The sequence below is a fragment of the Sporosarcina sp. QA0331 genome, from assembly GCF_055808055.1.
In genome coordinates, this window is the sequence record NZ_CM147850.1 from 2,840,242 (window position 1) to 2,858,814 (window position 18,573).

Sequence of the window (18,573 nt, forward strand, 5' to 3'; positions counted from 1 at the left end):
TATAATAAATGAGCTGTGAATTGCATCTCCAAGCTCATTGCATTTTGATGTCTGTTTTTTACTAAAGCTCCCGTGAGTTTAAGTAGAATACTTCACAACCATTATTACCTTTATGAACTTAATTATCTAAATGGGTAATCAAAGCATAATTACATGAGCTTACTTTGTTCTCGCTAGATTTTTGTAGATTTACAATGTAGCAAAAACTGAGGATTGTTTAACATTGGTCGACATTGTAAATTTTATAAATTTCTCTTTATCCTTTAAAATACTGGCCAATGATTTTCGGAATCGTCATCACTATCTCCGTAAATGTTAAAGAGTTATCTATTTTATCGAAAGTATCCATTTTATTAGCCACAAAAGGCAACGGATTCACTATATCACCCTGTACTGGTTCGAGTTGATCTTGGAACTGGATACGAATTGATTTTGCTTTTTCAAATTGTGGGCGGTCCATTACTTGGAAATGGATATGTGCTTCTGACGAATTTCCAGAATTCCCACACTGCCCTATTAACTGCCCTTCTTTAACAAGTTCACCTTCCTTAACTACTATCGAGCCATCTTTTAAGTGTGCAATCATACTATATTCCTTATTTGGATGTTCAATCACGACATAGTTACCTGCTAGATGTTGTTCATCCATCTCCCCCGGTACATTATCCTTAATCCCATTTACCACCTTTACGACTTTTCCATGTAAAGGAGCGACAATTTCTGTACCAAAAGCATAATAATTGTCATTTATTAAATTTGTACCTTCATATGTTGACCCATTTTTTACTCGCACTAAATCATAAGCATAGCGTTGGTTTTCGTAGGCATAATGATAATTATCAAATTCATTTGTACCACCCCAAAATTTTTTTTTTTTTTTGGTCAATATTTGGTCAGAGGGATAAGTTATAGAAGGTTTAAAATAGAGACTTGTAATCACTTGATTTTGGTCGTATGCCAACTGAATCATTTTTTCTTTGTTTTGGCTTAACCAGACAACTTGTGTTGTACCAAACCATTCCTTTTCAGAAGACTTCTCTAGTTCCTTTATACCCTGCTTATAAGAATGACAGACATTCTGAAATTCATTTAACCCTAGCAGTTGTTGAAAATCTGTTGATGTAGCTTTATAAAGCATTTCAAACTCTTCATTGATAAAGTATTGTCCGAAATTATTTAAATCTAATTTTGACATTTGTATCCTCCAATTTCATCGTTTGAATAAGAAATCTCCATCCATCTACTTATACGAAACATATTTATTGGAAGTTTCAAATTTTTATATATTCCCAAACGTTCGTTTGGTAACATTTCTTTATTGCGCTGTATATCCCACTTATGTACGACGATACGATACTCAATGTTGTGCTAACCTGCTTCGTTAGATTAAGTGTACACCTTCACTAACTTGTTCTCATTTTACATAATCAGATGAAGGGTACATGTGCCCATACCGTTTTACTATAAATCAACCTTTATCTTTAACATAGCCAAATAAAAATACATTATTAGTAAGAGTCGATAATGGCTACGATCCCAAAAGTTTGAATCATTACCCCTATTACGCGCCTATTAGGCCGGAAATAGCTAAACCACTACATTCAAATAGTTTGTTCAATAACACTATTTCCGTGGTAATGGTTTTTCTGGTCGATTAGAGCAATATTTGCAATTAAGATCACTACATTTAGACTCAATCCAATAATTACAGTTAGGACAAAAATATGTATCATAGTCATCATAATAAATTAAATTAGACCTGCACTTAGAACAATATTTTTCTTGTTCAATTTGACCATAAAATTCAAAGTCATCTATAATCACTTTGCTATCTACTTCTTTTATGTTCATAAAACACACCTCCATAACAAATGTAGTATTTCACTATCTAAACCGCCCCGTGAATTACATCACTAAATTATTTACCTTAAATTTCGCCGATGACTCCATAAAGAAATGCGATAAATAAAACACTTGATAAAATGGAAAGTAACGAAATATACTTCATAAACCCTTTTTCTTTTTTAAAGAAAGCACAGATACCAAGCACAAAGCCCGTTAGATAGATACCAAAACCAATGAATATTCCCCACCACCCCAAAATATTAAATGGTAGGAATCCCATATACGTAGTGAAAATTCCAATGATAATTAATGCAACAGAAAACTTACTAAACTTTCTTTCCACTATTTCATACCTTTCTAATCTATCTACTTCGACAAGCGTATAAGAATCCACTTTTCAACTTACTTGCATTAGTTTAATAGTTTTTTATTCACCTGCTATATATCCAATTACTTCATAAGTTTTGGGGGTACAAGTAGAACGGGTATATTAGCAACAACATTCTCTTTATCTGCAATTAATTAAATTTATAGTACCAAAAAATCGCAATTTCATTTGCTGTTGGAAAGTTTGAATATAGCATAGTATCTACAGCACCTATTACGAAGTGGTTTTTGGCATAAAAACGACAGGCTGATATATTAATATCTTGCGTTTCAAGCATTAAACCAATAAAGTTCTTCTCCATTGCCCACTCAAAAGCTTTATGTAATAACGCTTTTCCCACACCATTTTTTCTATAATCTTTTGCAACAGCGATGTCCTCAATTAACGCAAATCCATTCCAGTTTGACCTTATTTTAATTCGACCTATGCATCTGTTTTTATCGTAATATAAAAATACTGCTTTCCCATCTTCTTCAACGTAGCTCATATCAATTTCATCATTTTCATACTTCTTGAAATAAGGTTCAGGAAATATCTCCTCTGTATAGTTCCAAACATAGTTGACAAACGTCGGTACAATTCTCCCAAAAACAATAAAGTCTTCGTTTGGCTCGTTAAAGTCCTTCATGTTTAATCGAGTCATTTTAATTATCATATCAATCTCCTTCCATTTGAAAGACGTGCCCGTTAATTGAAGAAGAAAAGGCCATCGCACCACATCAGCTAATTAAATCAAAATGCGATGTATCATTAAATTTAATCACAACGTTTTGCTGATAACTATTTTGACTCAGTACAGTAATGCCACCTACAGATGAGGAGAAGTATGCATTCACGATCATTTCCGGTTCGAATTTCATCCACCAAGCAAGTATGTATCCCAAGGTCCCCCCATGTGTGACAATCACGAGATGTTTATCCTTTTTCAACTCATATATTCTATCCATACAACTGCAAACTCGACTATAAAACTCTCGCCAGCTTTCACCATCTTGAAACTCACGATAATCTAAATCCAATCCACTCTTCGTCCGCGGGTTTCTATTTGCCCTCGCCCAATCCTTTGTTTTACCCGCTGCGACACCCGTATTAATTTCTCGAAGTCCTTGATCATGAATGACACCTACACCTAACTGCGCTCCGACTATCTCCGCGGTGTGAGATGCTCTCAATAAGTCAGATGAATACAGAGTAAAATCGTTTTCCTCTACCAATCCTGTTAACTTCTCTCCAAGCAGTTCTGCTTGTTTTCTACCCAAGTCAGTTAAAGGAGTATCCGTCCAACCACCTGACATATTATTCACATGATGCTCCGATTGGCAATGCTGAATCAAGATTAACTTGCTCATCCCATTTCCCCCTATAATCATTTAAGCCGTCGTATTTCCATGAAAAAACACCTACGGATTAGCACTTGTTAAGTGAACAATCGAGGTGTTACTATTCATCCAGTCTTGCTCCATCCAATTTAGATGTGCTTTGAAAGATGCGAAATCTGATTGAAGTCTTGTATATGCCATTTATCTTGATGCAAGTAAATATTACTGATACATGCATTTATTAATTTGGTTTTTCCCGCCCCTATCCTACCATCTGATAATATGGCTAAAATAGCATTAATCACTGCACCATGAGCAACAAGAAGTATTTTCTTGCCTTCATACATTTGATTTATTTTCTCAATACCTTGCATGACCCTGTTATTAAGAGACGTTCTTTCTTCTTGATTTGGATATATATTATCCGGAAACTTTGATTTCCTTTCCTCGTATGCCATTCCTTCAGCATCCCCATAGTCTCTTTCCAAAAACTCTTCCATTTCTACAAGAGATACATTGGCATTGCTATTTATAATTTTCGCTGTTTGTTTTGCTCTTTTAAGAGGGCTAGTTATGATGACATCCCAATGTGATGTTTTAAGGAATTCACTACTTTCCTTAGCTTGTAAAATTCCATTTTCATTTAATGGGATATCCGTTCTTCCTTGAAGCTTTCCTATTGCATTCCAATCAGTTTCTCCGTGTCTAATTAAGCATATTTCAGTGATTTTGATTCTCCCCTTTGTCCTTCATCATATTCTATACATCTCTTTCGACGAAACGGTTAGTCAATGAATAACCTTACCCCTAAAAATATACGGTACTTGAGAATTGTTTTTTATTAATCCTTTCATTTCTATTGGTATATGTATATAGCTTTCTGCCAAACTTGATTCCATCCAAGTAATTTCTTCAATTTCTTCAGGATAGGAGATGTTTAATTCTCCTCCAATTATTTTCCCTTTAAACGTGAAGAGGATAGTGTGATGACCTCTCTTTTCAAAAAATGCTTCACTGACAGTTAGAATACCGTCTATTTCAACATCTACTCCAGTCTCTTCTTTAACCTCACGAATTGCTGCTTCCTCCAATGTTTCATCATCTTCTACTGCACCACCAGGAAGAGTATAGTAAGATGAACCCTCCCCTTTATTTTTCACCATTAATACTTTTTCATTATTTTCATCGAATAAAAGCACATAAACAACATTGACTCTTTTCATACACTTTTCTCCCTTAATTCGCTATACAAGTCAACCTTGCTTCTCGATATATTCCCAAGCGATTTTTCTAATACTCTCATAACTATCAGTCATTTCTTCTTCATATTGGTTATTCGTACAACCAACAATGAACATCATCAATATTACCGTTATTGCTAAGTATAAAGTTTTCATCTTCATGCAATTATCACGCTGTTTATCAGACCTGGTACATACGTTTGATCTTAGAATCCTTTTCTAGGTCTTACATCGAATTCCAGACAGTTTACTCCCTTTCCCTTTACCATCTAAATACTAATACAAACAAACACCTCCGATTGATCACTTGTTATGTGAACATCATCGAAGGTGTTACTATTATTGTCAGGCTCCCAATATCCCTATAGCAGCAATCGAGATCATAAAACTCATTACGAGAGACATTCCCCAATCGACCTTCCGAGTTTGCCGGAATAGAATACTTACAAAACTGCAAACAACAAAGTTCACAATAAAGAGTACACCTAACATAATGAATATTGTCACGGGAACCACCTCACTTACGACTTTTCTAATACAGGAATATTTGGAAGTATTTATTCGTAAATCAACTGTATCACGATTCGAAATAAAATGGAATATTCTTTGAATTACTCCTTAATTCCTTGCTGTTTATCTTGAATAAAAGACCTATTTCTTTTCACCAATCCGGACCATCATTGCTATCACCAATTTTAAGCTCAAACGAATTGGCATCTAGATTGCTATTTCGAACTGAATCAAAGAAAATCGCTCTTATCTCATCTTGCACGGATTCACCAGCTTCTATATTTACTAGAACATATTTCACTCGGATATCTTCTTTTGAAAAAACCGCAAGCAACGTTTGAAATTCATAACCTTTTTCTTTTAACTTCACGGTCACTTGTTCCAACAAGCCTCCCTCTTTAAAAATCTCCTTTGACATCTCCTCCGCTCTTTCCAGTTCCTTATCTGCTTCAGAACTTATAGAAAAGGCAGCTTCATTCTTTTCTCCTTTTAACGAGGACATGTTCAAAAATGACAGGCTCAAAATAAACAACATAATCAATGTGCCAACTAAAGCACCATTCCTCTTTTTCGTCTGTCCACTTCCTTTTTAACTTAAATATACGAATGTATAAAAGGAATTATCCCACTACAATTAAGCACGACTGCCAAAGATGTTATTCAAATAATACCTAAATTAACAATGACACTCTTTCGTTTTGATAGTTCTTAAATACGAAACTTAGTTGATTGTAGCGGAAGGCGGCGACTCTTGGGGGACTAGCGAATACTGTTACGAAGAATGGCATTTGCGAGCAAATGCGAAGTGTTGCGAACAGGAATGCCAAAACGGTTCACCGTCCGCCTGAAACGGAAATCAACGCGTTCAGAATATTTTTTTTGCTTCGATGTGCTTGGTAAATACGACCAATTTCATATTGACACAGAAAATCATTTAAGAATATATAGTATTTTTGGAATTTCAACTTTTTAATTTGAAGTTTTCCTGCTATAATGAAAAAAGACTAACTATTTGATGTTGGAGGTATCTTATGGCTGAGCAAAAGTTTTCCCAAAAAGAAGCAATGATTTATAGTCAACGCGTTGCCCAGATGTCAAAAGCACTTTGGAAAGCTGTCGAAAAAGACTGGCAGCAATGGATAAAACCTTATGACTTGAATATTAATGAACACCATATTCTATGGATCGCCTACCATCTCCAAGGTGCAACTATCTCTGACATCGCAAAATTTGGCGTCATGCACGTTTCCACAGCTTTCAACTTCTCCAAAAAGCTTGAAGAACGAGGATACTTGCAATTCTTCAAAAAAGAAGACGATCGTCGGAATACATATGTATCAGTCACCGAAGAAGGTGAAGAACTTATTACTGGCATGAATGAACACTATTATGACTCCGAACACGGCATCTTGGACGGCTCACTTCCAATAAAAAGCATTTATGGGAAGTTTCCCGAGTTCTTAGAAGTCATGTCTGTCATCCGGAATATTTACGGTGAAGACTTCATGGAAATCTTTGAGCTCGGCTTTAAACGGATTGATAATTCTTTTGATGATGACTTAGTTTCCTTGGACCATAACCAACGAGAGTCGCTAGAAGTTCCCGAATTACAGGCCGTCGAAGAAAATTAATGTCATTTTCCTCAAATGTCTGCTATGATAAAGTGAAGCTGTAAAGAGGAGGAATTGATTTGATCCTTATCGTAACTGTCATGTTCTCATTGTTTTATTTATTCCAAATCAACAAGATGACATTCGCTCTATGTCAATCACGGGAAATCCCTGAAGAAAAGCAACCAAAAATATATCGTACCGTCAATATTCTTATTACGATCTTAATTCTTTCGTTCTATCTTGAAGTCTTATTGAACGTATAAGGATGAAAAAGTCCAACTCCCTTTTAACAGGGAGTTGGACTTTTTCTTTTAGTAAATGAACGCAGCTCCGACGATGATTAACAAGATGAACAACACAACAATCAAAGCGAATCCAGAAGAGCCTTGGCCATATCCACTCATTGGAGCACCTCCTCTCTCTCTGTATCCTATGCGTTGGACTTTTATCGTTTTAGGCATTTCGGTAAGGAACCTTTTTGTTTTATGGACGTTTTTATGTTATAGTATCAACTGTCGTACAGAAAAGTTAGGGGAGAAAAAATAATGAAAAAGACAATCCTTGCAATGACAATGGCAGCTTCGGTTTTAACGTTAGCAGCATGTAACGACCAAAAAGCGGCTGATGATGAAATCATCGCTACAACCAAAGTCGGAAATATTACAAAAGAAGATCTATATGAAGAAATGAAGGATGCAATTGGTGTACAAGTAGTTGAAAACTTGCTTCTTCAACAAGCATTAGAAACAGAATATAAAATCTCTGATAAGGAATTGAAAGAGGAAATCAAAGCACAAAAAGAACCTTTCGGGGAAAATTTTGAAATGTACCTCCAACAACAAGGAATCACTGAAAAGTTCTTTGAGAAGAACGTAAAATCTCAAATGCTTCAAAAGAAAATGATCGAGTCATTGAAAGTGTCTGATGAAGATATCGCAAAAGGCGTAGAACGTGCGAAAACAGAAGTTCATGCGCGCCATATCGTCGTTAAAGACGAAGAGACTGCAAAAGAAGTATTAGCTAAAGTGAAAGACGGAGGAGACTTCGCAGAATTAGCGAAGGAATATTCCACTGAGCCAGCTGCGAAAGATTCAGGCGGAGACCTCGGATGGTTCGGTCCTGGCAAAATGGTGCAGGAGTTTGAAGACGCAGTATATGCTCTTAAAAAAGGCGAAATTAGCGAGCCTGTAAAGACAAGCTTCGGTTACCATATCATCGAATTGCTCGACACTCGTAAAGCCGAAACCGAAAAAACAGAAGATGAAATCAAAGCTGAAATCGAAGATGGCTTGAAACGTGTCCAATTCGAAGAGAAGCTTCAAGAACTAATCAAAGCTGCTGATGTCGACATTAAAGTCGATGAGTTCAAAAAAGCTTTGGACAGCTACTTGCCAGCAAGCGCTGACACAAAAGAAGAAGAAAAGTAATAACAAAAAGGCTGCCAGAGTGTAGACAAAGTCGTTCTTTGACTTTGTCTACACTCTTTTTTAGGCATGTAGCAATGGGCAGGAATTTCCTCAGCCTGATTGAAAACGCTTGCCAGCCTAGGCGCGAAGTTGAGCGAAGACGCGAATAGAACTAAACTTCATGAGCGGACGAGCGAAACGAGCAACAACGGATGCGAGCGTTTGTCAACAGGCTGAAAGGCTGCCGCAATTCATATCGAATTGCGGCAGCCTTTTTTCAATCAATATTCGGTTTGTAAAATGATCGGTTATCCAGCGGGAAAATCCGCTCTGTAAATTCACCGTTCACCGTTTTGGACAATGCCCGGCCAAGCATATTCATTTTCGCATCGATATTATCGATATAATGAAGGATTTCCGCTTCCATCAGCATTGGGCGTTTCGGGCTTCCCCATTCCTCTTTTCCATGATGGGACAAGACCATATGCTGAAGAAGCATCACTTCCTCCCCTTGGATTTCGAGTTCATCCGCCGCTTTCGATATTTCATTCACCATGATCGTAATATGTCCGAGCAAATTCCCCTCTACCGTATATTGCGTGCCGATAGGGCCTGATAGCTCAAAGACCTTCCCGATGTCATGCAAAATAATGCCGGCGTATAACAGATCTTTGTTCAAAGCCGGATACAGTTCGGCAATTGCCTTTCCTAGCTTCAGCATCGAGACGACGTGATCAAGCAAGCCCGATACATAATCATGATGGTTCCTTGTCGCAGCCGGGTAAACGAGGAAGTCTGCTTGATGTTTCTTTAACAGATGTCTCGTAATTCGCTGGATATGCGGGTTTTTCATTTCAAAGAAATATTGCAATAGCTCTTCAAAAAGGACTTCCTTACTTTTTGCAGATGAAGGAACGAGATCTGAAATTGTCACGCCTTCCTCTTCTTTTGCAGGCCGTATGCTTTTAATGCGCAGCTGATTTTTCCCCCGGTACTCATGCACTTCTCCGCCGACTTTGACGATCGTTGCAGCAGCGTATAGACGTTCCTGCTCTTCACCGGTATCCCAAAGTTTCGCCTCGATATCACCGCTTTTATCTTGCAAAATGAGTGTCATAAAAGGGCTTCCTTGTTGTGTAATACCCTTCGTCGATTGTTTAATGAGTAAAAAAATATCAACCGGTTCCCCGACTTGATGTTCCAATATTTTCTTCACCTTGTCATCGCCCCCTTGGCGCTTCCTATCTCGGAAACGTTAATAATCGTTGCATTCGACCAGTATTCTACTATCTTATCATGACATGTGAAGTAGATGAACTGATGCTTCGCACTTAGCCGTTCCATTATTGTCATCATACGTGAAAATCTAGTTTCGTCAAAGTGGACAAAAGGATCATCCAACAATAGTGGAAACGGAGCTGTTTCCTCTTTAGCACTGGCTAACGAAAGTCGCAATGCGATATATGCCTGCTCCTTCGTCGCTTGGCTCAGTTCAATGATCGGGTAACGGATTCCGTTTTGAGCAACAGCTTGGAATAAACCATTTTCCGATAATACGAGAGAAATATAAGCACCCCCCGTCAGTTCACTGAACAGTTTTTCCGCTCTGTTCAGCACTTCAGGCAGCTTTTTCTCCTTTAACTCTTCCATCATGCCACTGATAGCAGCGACAATCGCTTGGCGGACTGACCATTGTTTCGCAAGCTCGGCAAATTCCGCTTTCTTCATTTCAAACAGTTGCTGTTTCCGTTGATAGGAATCGTCGGTTAACAACTTCTCCGTTTCAACTTCCAAAGCGGTTTTTTCTTTCACTAACGAATTCATCTCTTCTTCCAGTCCAGAAATGCGCTTTTCAACTTTGTGGAGTTCCGCCCGCAGTTCGCTTTCCGGACGTCCAAGCTCTTTATCAATTGCGCCATGCATAGAGAGTTGGGAATTAATATCGTCAATTTGCTGCGTCAAAGTGAGCGTTTCCTGAAATGCCGTATAAGCTTTGTAATACTGCTCTTCCGTCTCTACGCCGGCGTCTCTGAACAACTCCTGTTGCTGACTACGCAACGAGGATAGAAGCTCTTCCGCCTCTTGCTTCTGTATTTTGATTTCTTCAATCCTACGCGTGATCGTTTTAAATGATTGCGACTTCTCTTTTGATGAAATATAGGCCGTACGCAATTGATCATAGATCGATGATTCCTGCACGTCCGTCGATAGAAGACTTTCTATTTCCACTTTCCTCAAGCGAATCTCTTCTTGGATCGCGTCCGACTTGCGCTCATTGTCTTCCAACTCACGCTCCATTTCTTGCAACGAGCGGACCATGCTGAAAAACTCATGAAGGATTCCAGAGTTCGGTATTTTCCGTAGGCCATAAGCAAGAAAGAATCCGCTTAATAATGTTTCAAGCTGTTCCTTCTCTTGCATAATAACCCCATACTCTTCCTCAAGCATTCCCATTTTCCGCTCGGTTGATTGTGCGACTTCCGCTAGCCTGCTTTGCTTCTGTTCGTAGTCCCGCACTTTTTCAACAATGGCTTCCATTATTGATTCCTGTCCTGTGTAAGCTTCTACAAATCGCTTCATATCCATATCTTTTTGGGAAGGCTGACCTCCGCGTTTCCCAAGTTTTGAAATGACAGCAATCACAGCAAGAACCGCACCAAGTCCAACGACGATCCATTGGTCGCTGAACAATCCTACAACGGACAAGGCAGCCGCCACAACGAGCAAAATCAAAACCATTGTTGAATTTCCATTTTCTCGCCTCGACTGTCCCATTTGAATAAATGCTTTCGCTTCGGCCAGCCGATTTCGAATAGATGGCCACTCCTCTGCTTTCTTCCTCTCCACTTCAGAAGGTGAGTTCTTTTGCAAAGTAAGCTGCTCGTTTCGAATGTCCCGCAATTCATTCTCCAACTGTGAGAGTTGCCTATCCATATACCCGATTTGCTGATCCATTGCAGCCGCTCTCTGCAGTTGTTCATATAATTGCTCTTCTTGATGAATCGAAACGTCCGCATGCAACACCGTATCCGCGTTATCCAAGCCTAAACGGTCCAGCAGGCGGAGTCTTTTCACTTTTAACTGCGCCATATTTTCGCGTAGCGCGCCGATTGTCGAACGCCATTCATGCCACTCCGGCTCACGCGCAAGCAAACGCTCGATTTCCGTAAGTCTCTCCGGAATAGGATCATCCGGCATCTTCTCTGCCAGCGCTGTTATTTCGGCTTCCAAACCGCGTTTCTTTGCTTCCATCTCTGTCAGTCTGCTAGTAATCGTTTCAAAGCGACGAATTCCGTCAGCTGGAAAAGAGTTAGTATGTACTTCTTCCAGTCTGTTTGAGAGTTTTATTTTCCTCTCCTTCAACGGCAATAATTGAAGATCTACTTCCAGATCCCGATATTGCTCCCGCAATGAATCATACGCTCGTTTAGCTTCGTCCCATTCCCTTTCAAGTTCATAGATACGTTTCGTTTTCGGAGCATATGCAGAAATCCGTTCCTGTTCGTTTTTCAGCTCCTTCTCCATTTCCTTCAAGTCGGAGGCAAGGACATTCATTTCCGGATTGCGACCAGTTTTTTTGAATAAATCCCCCATCTCCTTCTCCATCTTTTTTTCAACACGCAATAATGTATCGACGCCAGTTGTGCCAGAGGAGAGGAGCGTCCTACTTAACTCGGTTTCATCCATCCGCTCGAAGCCTTGCAACTGAAGAAGAGAAAAAGAGAAAATTGATTCGAACGAAGCGCGATCGTACTGTCTGACGATAGCTTTGACAGCTTCTTCCCCGCCTTGTGTGCCATCTTCGAAATAAACGGTAACGTCCCCCGATGATTTTCCTTTCACGCGCTCAATAATGCAGTTTCCATACACATCATCGTGCAGATGGACTTGACCGCCAAATTTACCGCCCGCTTTCGGTTCATATCGAAGCTGCGCACTATTCTTTTGTGGAAAACCGAAAAGCGTTTGCATAATGAATTGTTGGATCGTCGTCTTGCCCGCTTCATTGTGCCCGTAGAGGACATTGATGCCGTCACTGAATTCGATCGTCTTGTTTTCATGCTTCCCGAAGCCATAAATGACTATCTGTTTAATTTTCACTGATTCACCTCCAACAGTGTAGGCAATTCATTCAACAAGAGCTTCTCAACATCATTCCGTAAATCATGGATGTCTAAATCCGATAATGGATCGAGGTATCTAGCGGTTCGTACATGTTGATAAACATCTTCTAGCACTTGTTTCCACTGTTCAGTCGACCAACTGTCAACTTGTCCAAGTACGGATTCTACAAGCGAATTGTTTTCCTGCTTATGGAGAGCGACGACGCTCGTCAAACGCTGCACCCATACAAACGGTTCCTGGCCTTCCATCACCTCACGGATTGCGTCCAGCCATATATCTTCTGCTGTCTGTGTAAAGAAAGCGGCTGTTTCATCGTCGAGATGTACGATTTCAACATCGACGACGGCTGGCCCATGCTCTGTTGCGAATGAAAGAAGTGCCTCCTCGCAAACCGCAAGAAATTCATTCGCATGCGTAATTCGGGCACAAGGGATTTGAATACGTCCGAAATGGACGGCTGATGACGCAACGAATGACAGAACTGCATCTGTTTTACTGAGCTCCACTTCGTAAAACCCTTTTTCACCCGATTCATTCCGATGACGTCCTTGAATATTCCCCGGATAGACGATCGGAGGGTTGTCCGATAATTGCTGACGGAGATGGATATGGCCCAATGCCCAATAATCATAATGCTTTGACTGCAAATCCGAGATTGTGAAAGGCGAGTAGACCGCATGTGTATCGTTTCCGGCGAGACTTCCGTGTAATAGCCCGATATGGAACGATTGATTGTTTGAAGCGGTCGGGTATTTGCTGACCATTTCTTCTTTAACATGTCTATTCGGGTAGCTGAAGCCATGGATTACGACGTCCTGTCCTCTTACCGTCAATGACATTTCTTCTACTTCCCCGGAAAATTCATGGACATTCGGCGGCAGCTTGAAACGGGTCCAGTTCCCGCTTAGATGATCATGATTCCCATACGTGATATAGACTGGAATTCCTGCTGTATGGAGCTTTTCCATCCCTTCCTGGAATTTCCGCTGGGCCCGCAAGCTTCGGTCTTCTCCGTCATAAATATCTCCAACAATTACCACGAAGTCCGGTGAAGATTCGACCGCATAGTCAATGAGTCGGTTGAAAGCAGTAAATGTGCTTTCCCGTAATTCATTCAAACGGGCAGCAGGCAGGCCTGTCATCCCTTTGAACGGACTATCGAGATGCAAATCTGCCGTATGTATAAAACGGATTGTAGACAACAAGCATCTTCCCTTCCTCACGAATATTTGTTCTAATTTTACCATACGTGAAAGCAGATTAGAAAATAATTCATGAAAAAGCCGCTTTCCGTCGATCCTTTCGACGAAAAACGGCTTGTCATCATTCTTTCCCTAATTGAATCGCTTTTTTAATGTCTTTCAATGAACGTGAAGGTCCATACATTAGGACGCCGCCACGGTATACACGAGCACCGAACCAGCCGAGAACAAAAATTGTCAACAGCAAAATGGCGATCGAAAGCAACGGTTCCCACATCGGCAAATCGAGCATGCCGACCCGCAAAAACATGACGAGCGGGGCAAAGAATGGGAAGTATGAAGCGTATGTCACATAGCCGAGCTCAGGGTTGCTCAAGCCCGTCGCAGAGATGATGAATGCTACGACAATGAGCATTGTCATCGGCATAATCATTTGCTGAACATCCTCTGCTCTACTAACTAACGAACCTAGTAATGCAGCAAGCGTTGCATAGAGGAAGTATCCGAGCACGAAGAACACCGCTGCATACACTAATGTGCTGATACTTACATCTTTCATGCTGAAGAAATCTGAAAACCCTCCAGGCACTTCCGTCGCAGACGTTTTCAATGCGATGTAGCCTGTTATTCCGTAAATGATAATTTGAAGAATCCCTAATGATCCAATTCCTAACACCTTCGCAAACATATGCTTTACAGGTGAGATGCTTGAGATGAGGATTTCCATTACTCTAGAAGATTTTTCATTCGCCACATCCATCGCAATCATGCTCGCATACATGATGACCGCCATATAGATGACGAACATGAGAACATAGACGAGAATTCTCGCCTGATTCAGCTCTTCTTCCGATTTTGCGGAAGGTGAGACGCTCTTCTGGTCAAATTGGATGGGTGTAAACAAAGTTTGAACTTGTGCACCCGTAAGTGAAAGCTCTTCTGCTTTCATTTCGGTTTGGATTGATTGCAATGCATCTTGGATACGCATCGGGAACGAATAATCCATCATGCTCATCGTCGTATATTTCGCATGGATAAGCCCAGCATCATCGACGGAGAGACTAAGGAATGAATCGATTTCCCCAGACGATACTTTATCCTCAAGATTCTTTTCCGATTCATCGGTCGCCTCGATCGAAATATCGTCCGCTAACTGCAACTGCAGCTTATCGACGAGCACCCCGCTTGAATCAACGACTTGAAGGGCGTTCTGTGAATCTCCTGATCCTGTCACGTCCTGAACCGTCTCAATGATTTTTGAGATATTTGCTAATAAAAAGATGGCTGCAATCATGAGTACGGTTGTGATGATAAAAGACTTTGATTTTGCCTTTGACGCAAATGCCTGTTTAAAGACGATCCAAAACTCACGCATATTCTTTCCCCACCTTTGCGATAAAAATGTCTTGCAAGGAAGGCTCTTCGATTTCAAAATGACGGATCGGCCCAGCTTGCAATGCAGCCGTTAACAAATCGTTCGCGACTTCTTCTTTCTCGATTTGGAACAGAGCACCCTCGACTGAATGGGCGACAGAAATGACTCCCTGTACATTATCAAGATTCTTCAAATCATAATCAGATCGGATTCGTACATTTTGTCTGCCGAATGACCGTTTCACGTCCCGCAACGAGCCGCTTACAATTTGTTTACCGCGATGAATAATGCTGAGCCGCTCGCATAATTCTTCGACATGGTCCATCCGATGGCTCGAGAAGAGGATGGTCGCTCCGTTGTTTCGGAAATCTGTGATCGCCCGCTTCAGCATTTCAACGTTCACCGGGTCCAGGCCTGAGAACGGCTCGTCAAGGATAAGCAGCTTCGGGTCATGCATAAGGGCGGCGATGACTTGGATCTTCTGCTGATTCCCCTTTGACAGCTCCTCCACTTTTTTGTTCTTGTTTTGAGACACTTCGAATCGTTCCAGCCAATAATCAATTGCCTTCTTGGCATCTGGTTTCTTCATCCCGCGCAGCTCGCCAAGGAAGATGAGCTGGTCTTCCACTTTCATCTTCGGGTACAGGCCGCGTTCTTCCGGCAAATAGCCGATTTCCGGACTCGTTTCGTAAGAGATTGTTTTATCGTTCCAAGTGATATGCCCTTCATTCGCATTCAATAACCCTAAAATCATGCGGAACGTAGTTGTTTTACCAGCCCCGTTCGCGCCAAGGAATCCGTACATAGACCCTTTGTCTACAGTGAGATTCAATTGGTCGACAGCGGTGAAATCTCCAAACCGCTTTGTGACGTTCTCGATTTGTAATGCCATTTTTTTCTTCCCTTCCTTTATCTGTCTTCATTCATTTACGTGCTTCCTAGGCCAATAGTTTCGTCAAATCCGCTTATTCATTATGACAACTCCGATACCATATGAAATGAGCATCACTCCATATGTTATCGCCAACAGCAGGAATGCGAGCTTCGGACCTTCAAACAGCAAAGATCCTAGCCACATGAACATAAGGACAATAAGGGTTATCGTCCACGATATCGTTCTCGCTTTTGTATGAACTTCTTCATATCTCTCATCAAAACGACGTTCCTTTTTGCCTTTCCTGAAATAAAGGAAGGCTATGAATAAGACGACACCCGCGCCCGTAATGAACCCTGCTAAACTTTCAATTGTTGGTATCATAATCCCCCCGCCTTTCCGATTAATGATGTTTGTTGGCAATCGCTGCCCCAATCAGCCATGAAAGCATATGAATGACCCACAGCGCGGTTAGGATGAAAAACGCCAATTTCGCTCCTTCAACAATCATGACGATGATCCAAGCAATTAAAATGGCACCAGTCATCACCTTCCAGGAGATTGATCTTGCGTGTCGATGGAGATTTATATATCTTTCATCAAAAATACGTTCTTTTTTCCCTTTTTTTCTCACAAAAAACCAAACGATTGCCCATATGGCTAATCCAAGCGGCAACCCCGACAAAAATACCCAAATGTCAAACTCTTCGTACATAATCACTCCTCCTCCGGTTTGAAGATATCCTCAATGCGACAATCAAAGAGCTTCGCAATTTTAAATGCTAATACCAACGATGGATTATACCTGCCTTTTTCAAGAGAGATGATTGTCTGCCTTGATACTTCCAGCTTTTCCGCAAGATCATCTTGCGTCAATCCCATCTCAGTACGCATTTCTTTTATCAAGTTATTCAGTTACATGCTCCCCCTTTCATTGTAAAGGTCGCTTTACGTAAAGGTTACTTTACTATATGCGAAATGTCAAGCAACCTTTACAAATTATTTTTCGAAATGAATAACTATTCATTTTTGAAGCGTTCATAGTATAATGGAGAAAAGGACGGAAGGGTGATCAGGTTGAGAACTTATAAATTGACGGCTTATGAAAAAACAGGAAAGTTAATTGCAGAGGAAACATTTACGGCAGAAAACGATGACTCGGCAAAAGAAAAAGGCCATGCATTGCTCGAAGAAAAGAATCTCCTTGAACAAACGCATCGCCTCGCATCACCGGCAGGGAAGCTATTGCTGTTTCACGTATAATAATTATTGGCAAAACCATTTATAAGATTTGGCTTCAATTGTGCCGCTATGATATGTTAATGGGGCAAGCCACAGTATGGAGGTGCTCCACTTGAATATTGCACTCATTGCCCACGATCAGAAAAAAGATGAAATGGTGAATTTCACGATTGCATACAAACATGTATTTTCGAAATATGAGTTATATGCAACTGGTACAACTGGAAAACGGATTATGCAGGAAACCGGGCTCCACGTTAACCGGATGATGTCCGGACCACTAGGAGGGGACCAGCAGATCGGCGCCATGGTCGCTACCGGAAAGCTGGACTTGATCCTGTTCTTCCGCGACCCGCTAACAGCCCAACCCCATGAGCCTGACGTTAGCGCATTGCTGCGCCTTTGCGATGTATATGGAATACCTCTCGCAACAAATATCGCAACAGCCGAACTGTTAATTGCTGCAGTGGAAAGAGGATATTTCACATGGCGCGACACAGCAGATAAATACAAATCAAAAGGACTTGATCCCGTAGAGGATTAAGTCTTTTCAATTTGTAAAATAAATGCTCAATGCTTGCTGTAGCGTTCCGACCATTTGAGTATTCCTATCGAATTGTACACCTAGACGCACCATACCCCGAACGACATCCGGTCTTAATCCCGTAATTGCAGTCGTACATCCCATCATGGCTGCCCCGTCAATGATCTTCTTTAACTCATCAATCACTTCCGCTTCCATATCAGCTATTCCTGATAGATCCATTAGTAATGTTTGAATATGCAATCTTCCAACTTCCATCAACACCTTCTCTTCCATCACTTTCGACCTGTAATAATCGATGGAACCTATGATAGGAAGAATGCAAACAGTAGGTGTAATCGGGATGATAGGTACCGATAGGTTTTCAACCAATTCCCTTTGAGCCTTCAATAGTTCATCCTTATAGGAGGAGTAACTAATGAAAAAAGCGTTTAGGAATTTATCGATAGAAATGTTAATCTGTTTCTCCAACTGAAAAAAGTCAATTTCCACCTTATATTCATCGATAAATTTTTGAACGAACGTCCAAACTGTCCTACGGATGGCTTGCACCCACTCCAATTTAAACGCTAATGTCAATGAATGAGTTGCCCAAGCAATTCCTTCCCTTCCAGCAAATTGCTGAAGTTCTTCCAACTTAGATTCCATCGTATAACTGACAAGTTTATGTGCATTATTGATTAAATCAATATTCCCCACTTCAAGTATGTTATTAATTTTTGCCCTTACTGTTGACGCCTCTTTCAATAATTCTTCTTCAAAGCTCTCCCCATGTTCTTTAATAAATCTATTCACTTCGAAATCAATTGAATTTGACATAAATTCCCTCCACTTGATTTTATACTTTCAGGTAGTGACAGCTGTTATCCTCTATTATGGGACAACAGCT

General features: G+C 40.5%; 23 protein-coding genes. 5 read left to right on the forward strand and 18 right to left on the reverse strand.

What is annotated here, in order from left to right; genetic code table 11:
- Window positions 1-256: 256 nt before the first annotated feature.
- From AC0L13_RS14400 to AC0L13_RS14435, 8 genes are all read right to left on the reverse strand, one after another.
- Window positions 257-1,195, reverse strand: a complete 939-nt coding sequence (locus AC0L13_RS14400) for a M23 family metallopeptidase (RefSeq protein ID WP_473640749.1) — start codon at window positions 1,193-1,195, stop codon at window positions 257-259.
- 428 nt (window positions 1,196-1,623) lie between these two features.
- A complete protein-coding gene (locus AC0L13_RS14405; RefSeq protein WP_473640751.1) occupies window positions 1,624-1,866 on the reverse strand; it encodes a hypothetical protein in 243 nt (80 codons plus the stop codon).
- Window positions 1,867-1,927: 61 nt separating this feature from the next.
- On the reverse strand, window positions 1,928-2,239 hold the full coding sequence (locus AC0L13_RS14410; RefSeq protein WP_473640753.1) for a hypothetical protein: 312 nt from the start codon (window positions 2,237-2,239) through the stop codon (window positions 1,928-1,930).
- 124 nt (window positions 2,240-2,363) lie between these two features.
- Entirely contained in the window at window positions 2,364-2,888 is a 525-nt protein-coding gene (gene satA / locus AC0L13_RS14415) for a streptothricin N-acetyltransferase SatA (RefSeq protein WP_473640755.1), read from the reverse strand.
- Between the two features lie 64 nt (window positions 2,889-2,952).
- Entirely contained in the window at window positions 2,953-3,582 is a 630-nt protein-coding gene (locus tag AC0L13_RS14420) for a histidine phosphatase family protein (protein WP_473640757.1), read from the reverse strand.
- A 119-nt stretch (window positions 3,583-3,701) separates the two neighbouring features.
- Window positions 3,702-4,280 carry a histidine phosphatase family protein gene (locus AC0L13_RS14425; protein WP_473647029.1) on the reverse strand — a complete coding sequence of 193 codons (579 nt, stop codon included), beginning with the start codon at window positions 4,278-4,280 and terminating at the stop codon, window positions 3,702-3,704.
- Between the two features lie 60 nt (window positions 4,281-4,340).
- Entirely contained in the window at window positions 4,341-4,775 is a 435-nt protein-coding gene (locus AC0L13_RS14430; RefSeq protein WP_473640759.1) for an NUDIX hydrolase, read from the reverse strand.
- 679 nt (window positions 4,776-5,454) lie between these two features.
- Complete coding sequence (locus AC0L13_RS14435) at window positions 5,455-5,838, reverse strand: hypothetical protein (RefSeq protein ID WP_473640761.1); 384 nt, start codon at window positions 5,836-5,838, stop codon at window positions 5,455-5,457.
- Window positions 5,839-6,334: 496 nt separating this feature from the next.
- Here AC0L13_RS14435 and AC0L13_RS14440 point away from each other — a divergent pair, with 496 nt between their 5' ends.
- Both AC0L13_RS14440 and AC0L13_RS14445 read left to right on the forward strand, forming a co-directional pair.
- On the forward strand, window positions 6,335-6,934 hold the full coding sequence (locus AC0L13_RS14440; RefSeq protein WP_473640763.1) for an HTH-type transcriptional regulator Hpr: 600 nt from the start codon (window positions 6,335-6,337) through the stop codon (window positions 6,932-6,934).
- Window positions 6,935-6,993: 59 nt separating this feature from the next.
- Entirely contained in the window at window positions 6,994-7,179 is a 186-nt protein-coding gene (locus AC0L13_RS14445; protein WP_060210602.1) for a hypothetical protein, read from the forward strand.
- Window positions 7,180-7,227: 48 nt separating this feature from the next.
- Here AC0L13_RS14445 and AC0L13_RS14450 read toward each other — a convergent pair whose 3' ends face one another.
- Window positions 7,228-7,320: a YjcZ family sporulation protein gene (locus AC0L13_RS14450; protein WP_153010094.1), complete on the reverse strand. Its 93-nt coding sequence runs from the start codon at window positions 7,318-7,320 to the stop codon at window positions 7,228-7,230.
- A gap of 141 nt (window positions 7,321-7,461) precedes the next feature.
- On the opposite strand from AC0L13_RS14450, the gene AC0L13_RS14455 reads away from it, so the two are divergent.
- On the forward strand, window positions 7,462-8,343 hold the full coding sequence (locus AC0L13_RS14455; protein WP_473640766.1) for a peptidylprolyl isomerase: 882 nt from the start codon (window positions 7,462-7,464) through the stop codon (window positions 8,341-8,343).
- Between the two features lie 256 nt (window positions 8,344-8,599).
- On the opposite strand, the gene yhaM is transcribed toward AC0L13_RS14455, so the two are convergent.
- The 8 genes from yhaM to AC0L13_RS14495 form a co-directional block, all read right to left on the reverse strand.
- A complete protein-coding gene (gene yhaM, locus AC0L13_RS14460; RefSeq protein WP_473640768.1) occupies window positions 8,600-9,538 on the reverse strand; it encodes a 3'-5' exoribonuclease YhaM in 939 nt (312 codons plus the stop codon).
- Window positions 9,535-12,423, reverse strand: coding sequence for an ATP-binding protein (locus AC0L13_RS14465; protein ID WP_473640770.1), 2,889 nt, complete (start codon window positions 12,421-12,423; stop codon window positions 9,535-9,537). Before AC0L13_RS14465 ends, yhaM begins: the two co-directional genes overlap by 4 nt.
- The gene (locus AC0L13_RS14470; protein ID WP_473640772.1) at window positions 12,420-13,649 is read right to left on the reverse strand and encodes a metallophosphoesterase family protein; all 1,230 of its coding nucleotides are present in this window, start codon (window positions 13,647-13,649) and stop codon (window positions 12,420-12,422) included. Before AC0L13_RS14470 ends, AC0L13_RS14465 begins: the two co-directional genes overlap by 4 nt.
- A gap of 121 nt (window positions 13,650-13,770) precedes the next feature.
- Window positions 13,771-15,024: an ABC transporter permease gene (locus tag AC0L13_RS14475; protein ID WP_473640774.1), complete on the reverse strand. Its 1,254-nt coding sequence runs from the start codon at window positions 15,022-15,024 to the stop codon at window positions 13,771-13,773.
- Window positions 15,017-15,916: an ABC transporter ATP-binding protein gene (locus AC0L13_RS14480; protein WP_473640776.1), complete on the reverse strand. Its 900-nt coding sequence runs from the start codon at window positions 15,914-15,916 to the stop codon at window positions 15,017-15,019. The genes AC0L13_RS14475 and AC0L13_RS14480 overlap by 8 nt, the downstream gene beginning before the upstream one ends.
- 63 nt (window positions 15,917-15,979) lie before the next feature.
- Window positions 15,980-16,282, reverse strand: a complete 303-nt coding sequence (locus tag AC0L13_RS14485; protein WP_473640778.1) for a DUF2178 domain-containing protein — start codon at window positions 16,280-16,282, stop codon at window positions 15,980-15,982.
- Between the two features lie 19 nt (window positions 16,283-16,301).
- Window positions 16,302-16,613: a hypothetical protein gene (locus tag AC0L13_RS14490; RefSeq protein ID WP_473640780.1), complete on the reverse strand. Its 312-nt coding sequence runs from the start codon at window positions 16,611-16,613 to the stop codon at window positions 16,302-16,304.
- A gap of 2 nt (window positions 16,614-16,615) precedes the next feature.
- Entirely contained in the window at window positions 16,616-16,813 is a 198-nt protein-coding gene (locus AC0L13_RS14495) for a helix-turn-helix transcriptional regulator (RefSeq protein WP_473647032.1), read from the reverse strand.
- 162 nt (window positions 16,814-16,975) lie between these two features.
- Here AC0L13_RS14495 and AC0L13_RS14500 point away from each other — a divergent pair, with 162 nt between their 5' ends.
- Window positions 16,976-17,161, forward strand: a complete 186-nt coding sequence (locus AC0L13_RS14500; protein WP_473640782.1) for a YhzD family protein — start codon at window positions 16,976-16,978, stop codon at window positions 17,159-17,161.
- A gap of 76 nt (window positions 17,162-17,237) precedes the next feature.
- Window positions 17,238-17,684 (forward strand): methylglyoxal synthase, encoded by a 447-nt coding sequence (mgsA, locus tag AC0L13_RS14505; RefSeq protein ID WP_473640784.1) that lies wholly within the window; start codon window positions 17,238-17,240, stop codon window positions 17,682-17,684.
- Window positions 17,685-17,690: 6 nt separating this feature from the next.
- Here the strand turns inward: mgsA and AC0L13_RS14510 are convergent, their stop codons facing one another.
- Window positions 17,691-18,503 carry an STAS domain-containing protein gene (locus tag AC0L13_RS14510; RefSeq protein WP_473640785.1) on the reverse strand — a complete coding sequence of 271 codons (813 nt, stop codon included), beginning with the start codon at window positions 18,501-18,503 and terminating at the stop codon, window positions 17,691-17,693.
- Window positions 18,504-18,573: the final 70 nt, after the last annotated feature.